General features: G+C 64.6%; 15 protein-coding genes. 8 read left to right on the top strand and 7 right to left on the bottom strand.

Features of this window, described 5'->3' with window-relative positions; all coding sequences use genetic code 11:
* Positions 1 to 6 precede the first annotated feature (6 nt).
* On the bottom strand, positions 7 to 813 hold the full coding sequence (locus KSS94_RS26960) for an NAD-dependent epimerase/dehydratase family protein (protein ID WP_217841046.1): 807 nt from the start codon (positions 811 to 813) through the stop codon (positions 7 to 9).
* A 334-nt stretch (positions 814 to 1,147) separates the two neighbouring features.
* Positions 1,148 to 2,386, bottom strand: a complete 1,239-nt coding sequence (locus KSS94_RS26955) for an OprD family porin (protein ID WP_217841045.1) — start codon at positions 2,384 to 2,386, stop codon at positions 1,148 to 1,150.
* Positions 2,387 to 2,808: 422 nt separating this feature from the next.
* Here KSS94_RS26955 and hcnA point away from each other — a divergent pair, with 422 nt between their 5' ends.
* The 3 genes from hcnA to hcnC are packed head-to-tail and all read left to right on the top strand — an operon-like array spanning position 2,809 to position 5,764.
* Entirely contained in the window at positions 2,809 to 3,123 is a 315-nt protein-coding gene (hcnA, locus tag KSS94_RS26950; RefSeq protein ID WP_217841044.1) for a cyanide-forming glycine dehydrogenase subunit HcnA, read from the top strand.
* Positions 3,120 to 4,514, top strand: a complete 1,395-nt coding sequence (hcnB, locus tag KSS94_RS26945; protein ID WP_217841043.1) for a cyanide-forming glycine dehydrogenase subunit HcnB — start codon at positions 3,120 to 3,122, stop codon at positions 4,512 to 4,514. The genes hcnA and hcnB overlap by 4 nt, the downstream gene beginning before the upstream one ends.
* Positions 4,515 to 4,516: 2 nt before the next feature.
* A complete protein-coding gene (gene hcnC, locus KSS94_RS26940; RefSeq protein ID WP_217841042.1) occupies positions 4,517 to 5,764 on the top strand; it encodes a cyanide-forming glycine dehydrogenase subunit HcnC in 1,248 nt (415 codons plus the stop codon).
* Positions 5,765 to 5,926: 162 nt separating this feature from the next.
* Here hcnC and lpdA read toward each other — a convergent pair whose 3' ends face one another.
* Entirely contained in the window at positions 5,927 to 7,327 is a 1,401-nt protein-coding gene (gene lpdA / locus KSS94_RS26935) for a dihydrolipoyl dehydrogenase (protein WP_217841041.1), read from the bottom strand.
* A 214-nt stretch (positions 7,328 to 7,541) separates the two neighbouring features.
* Here lpdA and cfaB point away from each other — a divergent pair, with 214 nt between their 5' ends.
* Entirely contained in the window at positions 7,542 to 8,726 is a 1,185-nt protein-coding gene (cfaB, locus tag KSS94_RS26930; RefSeq protein ID WP_217841040.1) for a C17 cyclopropane fatty acid synthase CfaB, read from the top strand.
* 43 nt (positions 8,727 to 8,769) lie between these two features.
* Here the strand turns inward: cfaB and cls are convergent, their stop codons facing one another.
* On the bottom strand, positions 8,770 to 10,209 hold the full coding sequence (gene cls / locus KSS94_RS26925) for a cardiolipin synthase (protein ID WP_217841039.1): 1,440 nt from the start codon (positions 10,207 to 10,209) through the stop codon (positions 8,770 to 8,772).
* 130 nt (positions 10,210 to 10,339) lie between these two features.
* On the opposite strand from cls, the gene KSS94_RS26920 reads away from it, so the two are divergent.
* On the top strand, positions 10,340 to 10,867 hold the full coding sequence (locus KSS94_RS26920) for a DUF3617 domain-containing protein (protein ID WP_217841038.1): 528 nt from the start codon (positions 10,340 to 10,342) through the stop codon (positions 10,865 to 10,867).
* Here the strand turns inward: KSS94_RS26920 and folE2 are convergent, their stop codons facing one another.
* Complete coding sequence (folE2, locus tag KSS94_RS26915) at positions 10,868 to 11,749, bottom strand: GTP cyclohydrolase FolE2 (protein WP_217841037.1); 882 nt, start codon at positions 11,747 to 11,749, stop codon at positions 10,868 to 10,870. It abuts the gene before it with no gap.
* 24 nt (positions 11,750 to 11,773) lie between these two features.
* Positions 11,774 to 12,151, bottom strand: a complete 378-nt coding sequence (locus KSS94_RS26910; protein WP_217841036.1) for a glutamine synthetase — start codon at positions 12,149 to 12,151, stop codon at positions 11,774 to 11,776.
* 114 nt (positions 12,152 to 12,265) lie between these two features.
* Between KSS94_RS26910 and zigA the strand changes: the two genes are divergently transcribed.
* The 3 genes from zigA (at position 12,266) to KSS94_RS26895 (ending at position 15,232) form a co-directional block, all read left to right on the top strand.
* Complete coding sequence (zigA, locus tag KSS94_RS26905) at positions 12,266 to 13,474, top strand: zinc metallochaperone GTPase ZigA (RefSeq protein WP_217841035.1); 1,209 nt, start codon at positions 12,266 to 12,268, stop codon at positions 13,472 to 13,474.
* Positions 13,471 to 14,103: a DUF1826 domain-containing protein gene (locus KSS94_RS26900; RefSeq protein WP_217841034.1), complete on the top strand. Its 633-nt coding sequence runs from the start codon at positions 13,471 to 13,473 to the stop codon at positions 14,101 to 14,103. The genes zigA and KSS94_RS26900 overlap by 4 nt, the downstream gene beginning before the upstream one ends.
* Positions 14,104 to 14,260: 157 nt before the next feature.
* Positions 14,261 to 15,232, top strand: a complete 972-nt coding sequence (locus KSS94_RS26895) for a CobW family GTP-binding protein (protein ID WP_217841033.1) — start codon at positions 14,261 to 14,263, stop codon at positions 15,230 to 15,232.
* On the opposite strand, the gene KSS94_RS26890 is transcribed toward KSS94_RS26895, so the two are convergent.
* Positions 15,233 to 15,625: a DUF3301 domain-containing protein gene (locus KSS94_RS26890; RefSeq protein ID WP_217841032.1), complete on the bottom strand. Its 393-nt coding sequence runs from the start codon at positions 15,623 to 15,625 to the stop codon at positions 15,233 to 15,235.
* Positions 15,626 to 15,635: the final 10 nt, after the last annotated feature.

Below are 15,635 nucleotides of genomic sequence, written 5' to 3'. Positions count from 1 at the left end.
GCAGGATCAGTTGAAGGGGCCGGCCACGGCGAAGGCGCCGCCCTGGTAGACCATGCTCGGGTCGTCGGCAGCGGGTGCCGGCTGGGCCTCGACCGCTGCGCGGAACGGCTCGGAGCTGTCCTTGGGCGCGTAGCCCAGGTGCTCGGCGTAGCGGTTGTCCCACCACACGGTGCGGTTGTCCGAGGCGCCGTAGACGATGGTGTGGCCGACGTCCGGGGTGAACAGGCCGCGCTCGATCAGCTGCACCAGGTCGTCATAGCTCAGCCAGGTGCAGAGCATGCGTGGGTTCTGCGGCTGCGGGAACGACGAGCCGATGCGGATGCTCACGGTCTCGATGCCGTAGCGGTCGAAGTAGAAGCTGGCCATGTCCTCGCCGTAGCACTTGGACAGCCCGTAGTAGCTGTCGGGGCGGCGCGGGGAGTGGGCGTCGATGCGCTCGTCCTGGCGGTAGAAGCCGATGGTGTGGTTGGAGCTGGCGAAGATGATGCGCTTGACCCCGTGCTTGCGCGCTGCCTCGTACACGTGGAACACGCCGCAGATGTTGGGGCCGAGGATGGCTTCGAAGGAGTGCTCGGTGGACACGCCGCCGAAGTGGATGATGGCGTCCACGCCTTCGACCAGGGCGTGCACGGCTGCCTTGTCGGCGAGGTCGCAGGTCACCACTTCTTCGTGGGGGCCGCGTGTGGGTTCCATGGGGCTGATGTCGGAAAGGCGCAGGACCTCGGCGTAGCCTTGCAGGCGTTCGCGAAGGACCTTGCCCAGGCCGCCTGCTGCTCCGGTGAGCAGCAGGCGCTTGAGGGGGGTAGTGGTCATGGCCGGCTCTTGTTGTTAATTGTTGTAAGTTGTCGTATGACTGCGAAGATTATCGGCAGGGGTTTTGGCTGTTGTCAATGCTGCTTTGGTGGTTATGCGCTCAGCTGCAGGATCGCGCAAAACAGGGACAGCGCTTGATTCTGGCCTCGCGCAATCTTGTGGGAAGCGGCCTTGTGTCGCGATGGGGCGCGAAGCGGCCCCAAAGATTGCCAACACCTGCAAAATCGTCGGGGCTGCTACGCAGCCCATCTCGACCGGACGGCGCCCCGGCGAGGCCGCTTCCCACAGGTACCGCGCTGGGTCCAGGCCTCGCGCTACCCTATGGGAGTGGCCCTTACAACAACGACAACGGGTAGTTGAAGATCAACCGGTTCTCGTCGAATTCGTTGTTGCTGTAGTCCCGGCGAATCGACGAGTTGCGCCACTTCACGCTCAAGTCCTTGAACGGGCCGCTCTGGATCACGTAGGCCAGCTCGGTCTCGCGCACCCATTCCTTGCCGTCGGTCACCGCCCCGGTGTGTACGTTGTCGCCGCTGATGTAGCGGTTCATCAGGGTCAGCCCCGGCACCCCGACGGTGACGAAGTTGAAGTCATGGCGCACCTGCCACGAGCGCTCTTCTGCGTTGTCGAAGCTTGAGTTGTAGCTGTCGTTGGCCAGGGTACCGCCGCTGGTGCCGTTGACCCGCATCCAGGTGTCGCCGTCGACCCGCTGCAGGCCCACCCAGAAGGTATGTCCCGCATACTTGGCCGAGAACATCCCCGACCAGGTCTTGTTGTCCAGTTGCCCGGCCCGCGCGGCGCCGTCGTCATCGCCGTGGAAGTAACCCAGGTTGGCGCCCAGGGTCCAGTCGCCCAGCGGCTGGCTGTGGGTCAGCTGCACGTACTGCTGCTGGTAAACGTCCTTGAGCTCGGCATTCCACAGGCCGAGCATGGTGCGCTTCTGATTGAAGGTGTATTCGCCACCGACGAAGTTGAAGCGGTCGGACACCCCGCCGCCGTAGCTCATGTCTTCCATGCTCGCGTCGTTGCGCGGGCTGTTGCCACGGAACTGCCCGCCGTACAGGGTCAGCCCGGCCAGCTCGCTTGAGGTGATCTGCCCGCCGCGGAAGGTCTGCGGCAGCGAACGGCCGTCGTCCGAGCGCAATATCGGCAGCACCGGCATCCATTCGCCGATCTTGAGCTCAGTCTTGGAGATCCGCGCCTTGCCCGCGACCGCCAGGCGCCCGTAGTCGTCAGCCGGGCGGCCATCGTCATGGCGTGGCAGCAGCGCCGTGCCGTAGGTGCCGCCACCGCCATCGAGCTTCACCGACCACAGGCCGAGCACGTCGACGCCGAAGCCGACTGGCCCTTCGGTGAACCCGGAACGGGCGTCGAGGATGAAGCTTTGGGTCCACTCTTCAGCCTTGCTCTGTGGGTTGGCGGGGTTGGTGAAGTTGCGGTTGATGTAGAAGTTGCGCAGCCCAAGCGTGGCTTTGGCGTCCTCGACGAAGCCCTCTGCCAGGCTGGTGGCTGGCAGGCCACCTAAGACGCTGACGCCAAGCAGGGCGAAGGGAAGGGTCTGGCCGATTTTCATTATTGTTGTGCTCCCTGAGGGTGTAGCAGCCCGTCCCCCGTGCGCGCGTTGGCGCCGGGGGTTGAGGCGGTGGGTGTCCGGCCCGGGGTGGGCCAGCCGATGAATGCGTGGGGGTGCCGGCGTCAGCTGCCCAGGGGTGGGCGCAACGAGCCGAAGGGGCTTGCCGGGGACAGCAGCGGGTGCAGGAGGCGGACGTGTCGCGTGGCGGATGTCGACATGGTGTGGGTCACTCGTTGTTATTTTTGTTATCGGTTGTCGTACAACATGCCGGATTATTATCAAGCACTGCCGGGGCTGTCAACGCTTGATCTGCTTCTGCGCCAGTGGAAATTTCGCGCGTGCCATCACGGCACAGGTCAATGGACCGCCGCTGCATTTGGCGTACTTTGCCAAGCCTCTGTATCACCAAGGATGAGAAAGTCATGCAGAAAATGGAGCGGTTCCACGACATCCAGCCCCTCGAACACCCGGACGTCACCCTGCTGCTCAACGGCCAGTCAGTGGTTGCTGCAGCAGGCGAAACGGTACTCAGCGTGCTCAACGCGGTGGGCCTGCGCCAACTGGCGCGCAACGACCACGGCCAGGCCAGCGGCGCCTTTTGCGGCATGGGCGTGTGCCACTGCTGCCTGGTGCAGATCGACGGCCGGCCCAAGCGCCGCGCCTGCCAGACCCTGGTGCGGCCGGGCATGCAGGTGGTGACCCAGGTAAACCCGGTACACGGGGAGGGCCGCCCATGAACTTGCGCCCTGTAATCGTCGGTGGCGGCTCGGCCGGTATGGGGGCTGCCATCGAGCTGGCCGAACATGGCGTCGACTGCCTGCTGTTCGACGAAGCCTCGCGCCCCGGTGGCGTGGTGTACCGTGGCCCGCTGCGCGCAGGTGTCGACCTTGGCTACCTGGGTCCGCGCTATGCCAAGGCGTTGAACGCACTGCACGAGGATTTTGCCGCCAGCGTCGAGCACATCGACCTGCGCCTGAACCATCGCGTGGTGGGCGGCGACGAGCAATGCCTGATGGTGCTGGACGCCGACGAACAGCTGCACGAAGTCGACTACAGCCATCTGCTGTTGGCCGCCGGTTGCCATGAGCGCAACGTGCCGTTCCCCGGTTGGACCCTGCCGGGGGTGATGCTGTTGGGTGGCCTGCAACTGCAGATCAAGAGCGGGGTGGTCAAACCCCTGGGTAGCACGCTGATCGCCGGCACCGGCCCGTTGCTGGCGCTGGTGGCCTGCCAGTTGCACGCTGCTGGCGCCAAGGTAGCTGGGGTGTTCGAGGCCTGCGCGTTCAACCGCATTGCCCGGGAGAGCCTGGCGCTGATGAACAAGCCGCAGTTGTTCCTCGACGGCCTGAGCATGCTGGCGTACATGAAGCTCAACGGCATCCCCATGCATTACGGCTGGGGTGTGGTTGGCGCCAGCGGCGACGGTGAACTGCGCGAAGTCAGCGTGGCGCCCTACACCAAGGACTGGCAGCCGGACATGACCCGGGTGCAGCGCGAAACCGCGCAAACCCTTGCGGTGGGCTATGGCTTTATCCCGCGCACCCAGCTTAGCCAGCAACTGGGCCTGGCCCACGGCTTCAGCGAGGACGGCTACCTGCGCGCCGAATGCAATGTGTGGCAGCAAAGCAACCGGCCCAACGTGCACCTGGCCGGCGATATGGCCGGCATTCGTGGCGGCGAGGCGGCCATGCTGACCGGGCGCATCGCGGCGGTGTCGATACTGCTGCAGATGGGCAAGGTGGATGCCGAACAGGCCATTGAGCGCCGCGAGCGCTATTTGGGCAAGCTGGCCGCGATCAAGCGCTTCCGCTCCGGGGTGGAGCGCTACACCGCCCGGGGCGCTGCGCAGATTGGCCTGCCCCAGCCCGACACGGTGATCTGCCGCTGCGAGCACGTGACCCGCGAGCAGATCGACCTGGCCCTGGAGCAGGGCGTGGAAGACATGGCCAGCCTGAAGATGCGCACCCGGGTGAGCATGGGCGACTGCCAGGGGCGCATGTGCGTTGGCTATTGCAGTGACCGCCTGCGCAGTGCCACCGGGCGCCAGGACGTGGGCTGGCTGCGGCCGCGCTTCCCGGTGGACCCGATCCCGTTTTCTGCATTCGCCCAGCTGGCCACGGAGGCCTGAACATGACCAAGCACTACGACATCGTCATCGCCGGTGGCGGCGTGATCGGCGCCTCCTGCGCCTACCAGCTGTCCAAACGCAAGAACCTGCGCATTGCCCTGATCGACAACAAGCGCCCGGGCAACGCCACCCGCGCCTCGGCCGGCGGCCTGTGGGCCATCGGCGAGTCGGTGGGGCTGGGCTGCGGGGTGATCTTCTTTCGCATGATGTCCTCACGCAGCAAGCGCGAGGCCAACGGCGCGGCGGTGGTGGTGGATTCCAGCACGCCGCACATCCTGCCGCAGTGTTTCTTCGACTTCGCGTTGCAGTCCAACGCACTTTATCCACAGCTGCACCAGGAGCTGATCGAGCGCCACGGCATGGACTTCAAGTTCGAGCGCACCGGGCTCAAGTACGTCATCCAGGACGAAGAAGACCAGCTGTACGCCGAGCATATCGTGCGGCACATCCCGCACCTGGCCGACCAGGTACGTTGGCTCGATCGCGCCGCGCTGCGTGCCGCGGAGCCGGCGGTGACGCCGCAGGCGACCGGCGCGCTGGAATTCCTCTGCGATCACCAGGTCAGCCCGTTCCGCCTGGGCGATGCGTTCATGGAGGCGGCGCGGCAGAACGGCGTTCACCTTTACCCCAACGTCGACGTCACCGGCGTGCTGCACCAGGGTTCGCGCATCAAAGGCGTACGCACCGCGCAGGCTGGCGAATTCCATTGCGCCACGCTGATCAACGCCGCGGGGGCCTGGGCTGCCGAGCTGAGCGAGTGGGCCACCGGGCAGAGCATCCCGGTGAAGCCGGTGAAGGGCCAGATCGTGCTGACCGAGCGCCTGCCCAAGCTGCTGGACGGCTGCATCACCACCAGTGACTGCTACATGGCGCAAAAGGACAACGGCGAGATCCTGATCGGCAGCACCACCGAGGAGAAGGGTTTTGATGTGAGCAACACCTTCCCGGAGATCAGCGGGTTGGTGCAGGGGGCGATACGCTGCGTGCCGCAGCTGGCGCAGGTGAACCTCAAGCGCACCTGGGCCGGGTTGCGCCCGGGGTCGCCGGACGAGCTGCCGATTCTCGGGCCTGTGGATAACGTCGAAGGGTACTTCAATGCCTGCGGGCACTTCCGCACCGGCATTCTCACCTCGGCGATCACCGGGGTGTTGCTAGATAAAGTTGTCCACAACGAGGCGTTACCGCTGGATATCACACCGTTCCTGGCGTCGCGCTTTGCGGCTGTGGATAAAAAGCTGGCGAGCGGGTAGGGCCGGGACCTCCATTTACATTGCCCTGCCCATTCCCTGTAGGAGCCGGCTTGCCGGCGATAGGGCCATCAGCCGTGGCACAGATCTTCGCTGGCAGGCCCGGCCGCATCGCCGGCAAGCCGGCTCCTACAGGGGCGCGTCAAATCCTCAGGCGGCGGTGTTTCAGATCTGCATCGCCATGCCATCCACATTCATCGCCGCCTGGCGCAGGGCCTCGGAGCGGGTCGGGTGCGGGTGGCAGGTGAGGGCGATATCCTCGGCCGAGGCCGAGAACTCCATGGCCACGCAGAACTCGCCGATCATCTCGCTGACGCTCGGGCCCACCAGGTGCACGCCCAGCACCTCGTCGGTGTTGGCATCGGCGAGTATCTTGGCGAAGCCTTCGGTCTCGTGGTTGATCTTGGCGCGGCTGTTGGCAGTGAAGGGGAACTTGCCGACCTTGTAGGCGCGGCCTTCGGCCTTGAGCTGCTCTTCGGTCTTGCCCACGCTGGCCAGTTCCGGGCGGGTGTAGATGACGCCCGGGATCAGGTTGTAGTTCACCTCATGGGGCTTGCCGTGGATGCGCTCGATGCAGGCTACCGCTTCGTCCTCGGCCTTGTGCGCCAGCATCGGGCCACTGGTGACGTCGCCGATCACCCAGATACCCGGCACCGGGCTGCGGTGGTGGTCGTTGACCAGCATGCCGCGCTTGTCGGTTTCCAGGCCGACGCTCTCCAGGTTCAAGCCCTTGGTGTACGGGCGGCGGCCGATGGCCACCAGCACATAGTCGGCCTGCAGGGTTTCGGCGGCGCCGCCGGCGGCCGGCTCGACGGTCAGGCTGACGCTGTCGGGCGTAGCTGTAGCCTGGGTCACCTTGCTGCCCAGCTTGAAGGCCATGCCTTGCTTGGCCAGAGCTTTTTGCAGGGTCTTGGCGGTTTCTTCGTCGGTGCCCGGGCAGATGCGGTCGAGGTACTCGATGACCGTCACCTGGGCACCCAGGCGGCGCCATACCGAACCCAGCTCCAGGCCGATCACCCCGGCGCCGATGACGATCAGGTGCTTGGGTACCTGAGGCAACGCCAGGGCGCCGGTGGAATCGATGATGCGCTGGTTGTCGATGGTCACTCCCGGCAACGGGGTGGGTTCGGAGCCGGTGGCGATGACGATGTCCTTGGCCTGCAAGGTGGTCTCGCTGCCGTCTTCGGCCTTGACGATCACCTTGCCGACGCCGTCCAGGCGGCCCCAGCCCTTGACCCAGTCGACCTTGTTCTTCTTGAACAGGTACTCGATACCCTTGGTCAGGCCGGTCACGCTTTGGTCCTTCTGTTTCATCATCTGCGCAAGGTTCAGGGTCGGCTTGACCTCGATGCCCAGGTGCGCAAACTCCTCACCGCTGGCCGCCTCATACAGCTCGGAGGCGTGCAGCAGCGCCTTGGAGGGCATGCAACCGACGTTCAGGCAGGTGCCGCCGAGGGTCGAGCGGCCTTCGACACAGGCCACGCTCAAGCCCAGCTGACCGGCGCGGATAGCGGCGTTGTAACCGCCGGGGCCGGCGCCGATGATCACCACGTCATAGGATTTCATGGGGGTTGTCACTCCAGGGATGTGAGAAAGCGAAGAGGGCATAAGGTTAATCCCGGCGCAGCAGATTGTATACAATCTGCTGCGCTGTCTGTGGCAAGGCCCCCTAGACCAAGGTCGTGATTACCGGAAACTTCGTACTAATGAACTACCCTCATTCGGTGGCGTCGCACATGTAAGGCCAGACGCCCCGTCTGATTGAATGGGAGGGTCATGAATGCTTGCGCAACTTCCACCCGCGTTGCAGAGCTTGCACTTGCCGTTACGCGTCAAGCTGTGGGACGGCAACCAGTTCGACCTCGGGCCCAGCCCGCAGGTGACGATTCTGGTCAAGGAGCCCCAGCTGATCACCCAGCTCACACACCCCAACCTGGATGAACTCGGCTCGGCCTTTGTCGAAGGCAAGCTGGAGCTGGAGGGCGATATCGGCGAGGTCATCCGCGTCTGCGACGAGCTGAGCGAGGCGTTGCTCAAGGATGAAGACGAGGTGCTGCCGGCCCGCATGGCCCACGACAAGCGCACCGACGCCGAGGCGATTTCCTACCACTACGACCTGTCCAACGATTTTTACCAGCTGTGGCTGGACCCGGACATGGCCTACTCCTGCGCCTACTTCAAGGAGCCGGACAACACCCTGGCCCAGGCCCAGCAGGACAAGTTCGACCACCTGTGCCGCAAGCTGCGCCTGCAGGCCGGCGACTACCTGCTGGATGTGGGTTGTGGCTGGGGCGGGCTGTCCCGCTTTGCTGCCCGCGAGTATGGCGCCAAGGTATTCGGCATCACCCTGAGCAAGGAGCAGTTGAAGCTCGGCCGCCAGCGGGTGAAGGAGGAGGGCCTGGCCGACAAGGTCGACCTGCAGATTCTCGACTACCGCGACCTGCCTCAGGATGGCCGCTTCGACAAGGTGGTCAGCGTCGGCATGTTCGAGCATGTCGGCCACGCCAACCTGGCGCTGTACTGCCAGCGCCTGTTCGGCGCGGTACGCGAGGGTGGCCTGGTGATGAACCATGGCATCACCGCCAAGCATGTCGATGGCCGCCCGGTGGGCCGCGGGGCGGGCGAGTTTATCGACCGCTACGTGTTCCCCCATGGCGAGTTGCCACACCTGTCGATGATCACCGCCAGCATCTGCGAAACCGGGCTGGAGGTGGTGGACGTGGAGAGCCTGCGCCTGCATTACGCCAAGACTCTCAACCACTGGAGCGAGAACCTGGAAAACCAACTGCACCGTGCGGCCGCGCTGGTACCGGAGAAGACCCTGCGCATCTGGCGGCTATACCTGGCCGGCTGCGCCTATGCCTTCACCAAGGGCTGGATCAACCTGCACCAGATCCTCGCTGTGAAACCTCACGCCGACGGCCACCACGAGCTGCCATGGACCCGTGAGGACCTGTACCGCTGAAACCTGCCCGCCGGTGTGCCCTGTAGATGCACCGGCGGGTTGCCTACAGGATCGGTGAAATCAGCCGCGCGATACGCATGCCCAGTTGCTGCAGGCGGTGGGTGTCGCGGCTGTCTTCGGCGGTGATCTCCCGGGCCTGCTCGAAGTCCTGCAACAGCATCTGCTCGACCTGGTCGGCGAAGGCGCGATCGACGGTCAGCAGGGTGATTTCGAAGTTCAGGCGGAACGAGCGGTTGTCCAGGTTGGCGCTGCCGATGGCGCTGACCTCGTCGTCCACCAGCACCACCTTCTGGTGCAGAAAACCCGGTTGATACCTGAACATGCGCACCCCCGCGCGTACCGCCTCGAAGGCGAACAGGCTGGAGGCGGCATAGACGATGCGGTGGTCGGGGCGCGACGGGATGAGAATACGCACGTCCACACCCCTCAATACCGCCAGGCGCAGGGCCGCGAACACCGCTTCGTCGGGGATGAAATATGGGCTGGTGATCCACACCCGATGGCTGGCCGAGTAGATGGCTTCTACGAAGAACAGCGAGCAGGTTTCCTGCGGGTCGGCGGGGCCGGTGGCCAAGGCCTGGCACAGCACGCCGTCTTCGGGGTAGGTGTCGGGCAGTATCAGCGGCGGTAGCTCGCGGGTGGCCCAGTACCAGTCCTCGGCGAACGACTCCTGCAGGCAGGCCAGCACCGGGCCGCTGACCTGCACATGGGTGTCGCGCCAGGGCGAGAGCTGCGGGTGGCCGCCGACATACTCGTCGCCCACATTGTGCCCGCCGAGGAAACCGGTCAGGCCATCGACCACCACGATCTTGCGGTGGTTGCGGAAGTTCACCTGGAAGCGGTTGAACAGGCCGCGGCGGGTGGCGAAGGCTTGAATCTGCACGCCGCCGTCGCGCAGCACTTGGCTGTATCGGGCCGGCAGGGCGTGGCTGCCGACCCGGTCGTACAGCACGAACACCCGCACCCCCTCGGCAGCCTTGCGCAGCAGCCGTTGCTGCAACTGCTGGCCCAGGGCGTCGTCGTGGATGATGAAGAACTGCACCAGCACCGTGTCACGGGCCTGCTCGATGGCGGCGAAGATCGCCTCGAAGGTGGCCTGGCCGTTGATCAGCAGCTTCACCTCGTTGTTGGCCAGGCACGGCATGCGCCCGAGCTTGGGCATGGCGCGCAGGGCAGCGTAGCTGTCCGACTCACGGGCGGTCAGCGCCTCCTCGACCCAAGGCCGCCAGTTGAGGTTGGCCATGGCCACGTGCATTTCCTGGTTGGCCTGGCGCCGCGCCTGGATGTAGGCGTAGAACGAGCGGGCGCCAAACACCAGGTAGGGGATCAGCGCCAGGTAGGGGATAAAGAACAATGGCATGGCCCAGGCAATGGCGCCTTGGGCGGTACGCACGGTGAACACCGCATGCAGCGCGGCGATGATGCCCAGTAGGTGAATCAGGCCGAGCACGTAACCGAAAAAGTAGGGGCTGTGGAAATCCATACGCATCCTGCTTGCCGAGAGTACTGGCACTTAACAGACCACGTTCGTGGGGGCCTCTGCAACCCGGCGGCTAAAATGACGTCTAACGGCACAGTCCGGCTTGAGCCGGTATTTCCAGGAGCGTTGATCCATGAAGAATCGTCTGCCACTGCTTGTCCTGACCTTGGCCTTGGGCAGCCCGCTGGTCCATGCGCAGATGTTGCAACCCGGCTTGTGGGAGCTGACCACCAGCAACATGCAGGTCGATGGCAAGCCGTTGCCGGACATGGAGTTCATGCTCGGTCAGCTTAAGAACCTCGCGCCCGAGCAGCGGGCGATGATGGAAGCCGCACTGGCCAAGCAAGGCATCACCGTCGGCGGCAAGGGCGTGCGCTCGTGCCTGACCCCGGAGCAGGTCAAGACCGATGACATCCCGTTGCAAGACCCGCAGTCCGGCTGCACCCAGAAGATCACCGAGCGTAACGGCAATGTCTGGAAATTCCAGTTCAGTTGCCCGAAAGCCCAAGGCCAGGGTCAGGCCACCTTCCTCAGCGACCGCGAGTTCCTGACCAAGGTCAACGGCACGTTCAACGCCTCGGGCGTTCAGCAGCAGGGCAGCATGGACACCCGTGCGGTGTGGCTGGGCAGTGACTGTGGCACGGTGAAGCCACGCAGCTGATCACCACTGCCAGCGGCTGGCAGCTACCGCATCGTGGGCATGCAGGCTTTCTGCATGTTCCACGCGCACCTTGAAGCCCGTCACCCCCTGCGCCTGGCGCAAAGCCTGGTGCAGACGGCGGGCAGCATCCTCGCAGAACATCAGGTTCTGGCCGTTGGCCAGGGCGAAGGCCTGCTCGTCGGCGCGCTTCACCGCGGTCTGCACCGCAGTGCCCAAGGCGCTTTCAGCGCAGTCGATCAGCTCGGTCAGGTGCAGTTCGCCGTCTGCCAGGCGCACCTGCAGCCTGGCGTTGCTGCGCTGGCTGTGGGGCGTGGCGACGATGCCGCTGCTGCTGCCCAGCCATTGGCGCACGCTGTCGCGATCCAGCGATGGCCCGGAAAAGTCCCGGTCGAACTGCTCCTGAATCAACTGCCGCGCCAGGGCTGCTGAGCATGGGCAGGTAGAGGAGTAGGGAATATCCACCGATAGTTCCACGTGGAACATTTCATTTTCCAGGCGTGCATCGATGCTGACCGGGTAGTGCTTCCAGCCAGCCAGCGGGCTGACCAGGGCGGGGCGTTTGAGCAAATGATCAAACGCCAGGCGCAGGTAGGCGCGGCGCGACAGGCCTTGGTGGCTTTCGAGAAAGTGCTCCAGCACCTGGCGAATCAGCGCGGTGCTCAGGGGTTGTTGCTCCAGTATTTCCAGCGCCAGGTACAGGCGCGACATATGGATGCCGCGGGCTGCGCCATCGTCCAGGCTGACGCCGGCATCGGCCCGGGCGCTCAGGCTGCGCCCGTCAAGCAGCAGCGGAAGGGCGATGCCGCACATGCCCACCCAGTCCAGCGGCAGGAATTGCTCGCTGCTTTGCGCGGCGATGTCGGGGAGGGTGAGGCTGGTCATGGCAAGGGTCCTGAAATAGAAGGCTTAGCGGCAACCGCCGACGAGGCTGCAGTGAAGGGCAAAGCGCTGGCCGCTGGAACTGGAGACGCGGTTGAGAGTGGTCCAGCCAATGCGCCGGCTGTAGCCGACCCAGGCTTCGCCGTCGCTGGCCAAACCTGTGAAGAAGGTCAGCGCGCCGTAGCGGCTGTTGGTTTGCGCCCACAGCCGCTTGCCGGCGCTTTCGTAGCCGCGCAGGTAAAAGGTGCTGCCTTCGGTGCGCACGCTGTAGTAGTTGCCCTTGCTGTCCTGGCAGGCCAGCAGGGTGGCGCTGCGGGTGCACAGCGCCAGGTCGGTGCGCGGCATGGCCAGCGCCGGCAGGGGCAAGGTGATCGACAGCAGCGCCAATGCGCAGAACAGTTTCATGAGTGACGCTCTCCGGACGACCGTTCGCTCAACACGGCTTGGCGAAATTGTATTGTTATAATATAACATTGTGCAATGCATCGCTTCGAATGCGCCTGCCCGATGAGGTCCGTCATGCCCAACCGTCTTCCTGTCACCGTGCTGTCCGGCTTTCTCGGCGCCGGCAAGAGCACGCTGCTCAACCATGTGCTGCGCAACCGTGACGACCTGCGCGTCGCGGTGATCGTCAACGACATGAGCGAAATCAACATCGATGCCAGTGAGGTGCAGCGCAACGTCAGCCTGAACCGCGCCGAAGAAAAACTGGTGGAGATGAGCAACGGTTGCATCTGCTGCACCCTGCGCGAAGACCTGCTCGAAGAAGTGGCGCGGCTGGCACGCGAAGGCCGCTTTGACTACCTGCTGATCGAGTCCACCGGCATTTCCGAGCCGCTGCCGGTGGCCGAGACCTTCACCTTCCGCGACGAGCAGGGCCGTAGCCTTTCGGACATGGCGCGCCTGGACACCATGGTGACTGTAGTCGACGGCCTGAACTTTCTGCGCGACTACCAGGCCGCCGACAGCCTGGCCAGCCGCGGCGAAACCCTGGGCGAAGAGGACGAGCGCTCCATCAGCGACCTGTTGATCGAACAGGTGGAGTTCGCCGACGTGCTGCTGTTGAGCAAGATCGACCTGATCAGCCAGCACGAACGCGAAGAGCTGACCGCCATCCTGCGCAGCCTCAACGCCCGGGCGCAGATCGTGCCGATGGTGATGGGCGAGGTGGCGCTGTCGCGCATTCTCGACACCGGCCTGTTCGACTTCGACCAGGCTGCCCAGGCTCCGGGCTGGCTGCAGGAGCTGCGCGGCGAGCACGTGCCGGAAACCGAGGAATACGGCATTGCCGCCACCACCTGGCAGGCGCGCCGGCCGTTCCATCCACAGCGCTTCTTCGACTTTATCAACAGGCCGTGGAGCAATGGCCGCTTGCTGCGCTCGAAGGGTTTCTTCTGGCTGGCCAGCAAATACCAGGAGGCCGGCAGCTGGTCCCAGGCCGGCGGCATGATGCGCCATGGCCTGGCCGGGCGCTGGTGGCGCTTCGTACCCCGTGAGCAGTGGCCCCAGGATGAAGAAAACACCGCAGCGATACTTAAACAATGGTCGGTAGAAACCGGTGACTGCCGCCAGGAGCTGGTGTTTATCGGGCAGAACATCGACTTTGCGCAGTTATCCACAGAGCTGGATGCCTGCTTGCTCAGCGATGCGGAAATGGAGTTGGAGCCAATGGCCTGGCTGCGCCTGCCCGACCCGTTCGGCCCCTGGGTCGAGGAGGCGGCGGCATGATACTGGCGCGCCAGGTTGTGGATATCTGCCAGGTGCACGGCCCGTCGCCGCAGGTGATGACCGATATCCTGCGCGACGGCGTGAACCTTGCGGTGTGGCAACGGCAGTTGCCGCCGCAGGTGGAGGACTTCGCCACCCTGGTGCTAAGCCTGGGCCAGTCGTTTGCCGACGAGCGGGTGGTCGATGTCGATGAGCGGCAACCGGTGCAATTGCCACAGCTTCTGCGCGAGGCGGCCGACCTGCATGGCTACGAAGGTTTCGTGGCGGATGTGGCGTGGCTGGTGGACGCCTATACCTGCCTGCTTGGGGCGCGGCGCATCGGTTTGCGCCTGCGGGTGCTTGAGGGTGCCATGTGCCCGCGTTTTCACGTGGACCATGTACCGCTGCGGCTGTTGAGTACCTATGGCGGGTTGGGCAGTGAATGGTTGGGGGAAGGGGTGATCGACCGGCAGCGGTTGCAGTACGATCAACCACCTGTGGATAAAGTCCAACACTTGGCAGTCGGTGACGTTGCGTTGCTCAAGGGTGAGAAGTGGCAGGGTAACGAGGGCTATGGGCTTATCCACAGGTCGCCGTTGACCCCTGTGGGCAAGCGGCGGTTGCTGCTGAGCCTGGACTGGCTGGCGTAAGTCGCGTCAGCCAGCCTGAGCCTCGAGGGTGCGCTGTCTTGTACTGCCTGAACCGGCCTCATCGCCGGCAAGCCGGCTCCTATAGGTACGGAACTGGCCTGAAGCTTACGCTCCCACGCTGTAGACTGGGCCTGACCCCCTTAGACGATCTGTGAAAATGCTCCACAACATCCCCACCCACCTTGTTGCCGGCCCCCTGGGCGCCGGCAAGACCAGCCTGATCCGCCAGCTGCTGGCACAGCGCCCGGCCAACGAGCGCTGGGCGGTGCTGGTCAACGAGTTCGGCCAGATCGGCCTGGATGCCGCGCTGCTGGCGCGTGACGAAGATGGCATTGCCATCGGTGAGGTCGCCGGCGGCTGCCTGTGTTGCGTCAACGGCATGCCGTTCCAGGTGGGGCTTGGCCGCCTGTTGCGCAAGGCGAAGCCGGACCGGGTGTTCATCGAGCCGTCCGGGCTTGGCCACCCTCGCCAGTTGCTGGAGCAATTGCAGCAGGCGCCTTGGACTGGCGTACTGGCGGTACAGCCCTTGCTGATGGTGCTGGATGCCCAGGTCCTGGCGCGGGGCGAGCCGCTGCCCGAGGCGCAGCAGGCGGCCTTGCCCGCCTGTGAGTTGCTGGTTATCAACAAGTCGGCGGCTGTGGACAGTGCATCCCGTCTGTTGATAACCGCAAGGCTTCCAGCTGTTTCGGTGTTTTGGACGGACCAAGGTGCTTTGCCGCTGCCTCAGCTGCCGGGTTTTTCCACAGCCGGTGACGCCGAGGCGGCCATTTCCAGGCTGCCTGTGGACAAAAAACCTGCCGCCATGACGGCCTTGTGGACAGATGCCACACAGCCGATCTGTCAGGCTCAGCAAGGCGAAGGCGGCTGGAGCGTGGGCTGGCGCTGGCACCCCAGCCAGTGCTTTGATCGCGAACGGTTGGTCGAGTTTCTGCGGGCCTGGCCTTGGCGCCGGGCCAAAGGCGTTATCCACAGCGCGCAAGGCTGGCAGTCGTTCAATGGCCTTGAAGGTGACCTACAGTGGCAGCCAAGCGAATGGCGCAAGGACTCACGCCTGGAACTGATCTTCGACACTGCGCAACCCTTGGCAGCGCTGCAGGCAGCCCTTGCCGCCTGCCGCCTGCAAGGCTGATCAGTTGCCCCAGCGGTTGTGCTCCTGACGCCACTGCTGCATCTCGATCACGTTGTCGGCGCGTGGTGGGGTCTTGATCTCGAACGGGTAGGGCGCCAGTTCAATTTGCATGGTGTGGGCGCCGAACTGGGTGACGGTGCCGGGGTGGCGCTGCTCGCCGGTTACGGTGAACTCGAAGTTGTAGATGCGTGCCAGGCGTTTCTTGCCGTTGGCATCGCGCACGAAGCCGATACGCTTGAGCGCCACGGCATCGTCGAGCAGTTCCAGGTCGAGCTTGGCGCAATGCTGCTTGACCCGCGCCAGGGCTTTTTCACGCAGCCCATGGTTGTGCCACAGCCAGGCGCCTGCGGTCGCCACCAGCATCAGGACGAAGAGGTTTTCCAGGGTCAACATTTGGCTTAGC

Origin of the sequence: Pseudomonas fakonensis (assembly GCF_019139895.1) — a bacterium.
In the GTDB taxonomy this organism is placed as follows: Bacteria; Pseudomonadota; Gammaproteobacteria; order Pseudomonadales; family Pseudomonadaceae; genus Aquipseudomonas; species Aquipseudomonas fakonensis.
This window is presented reverse-complemented; position numbering and strand designations above follow the sequence as displayed.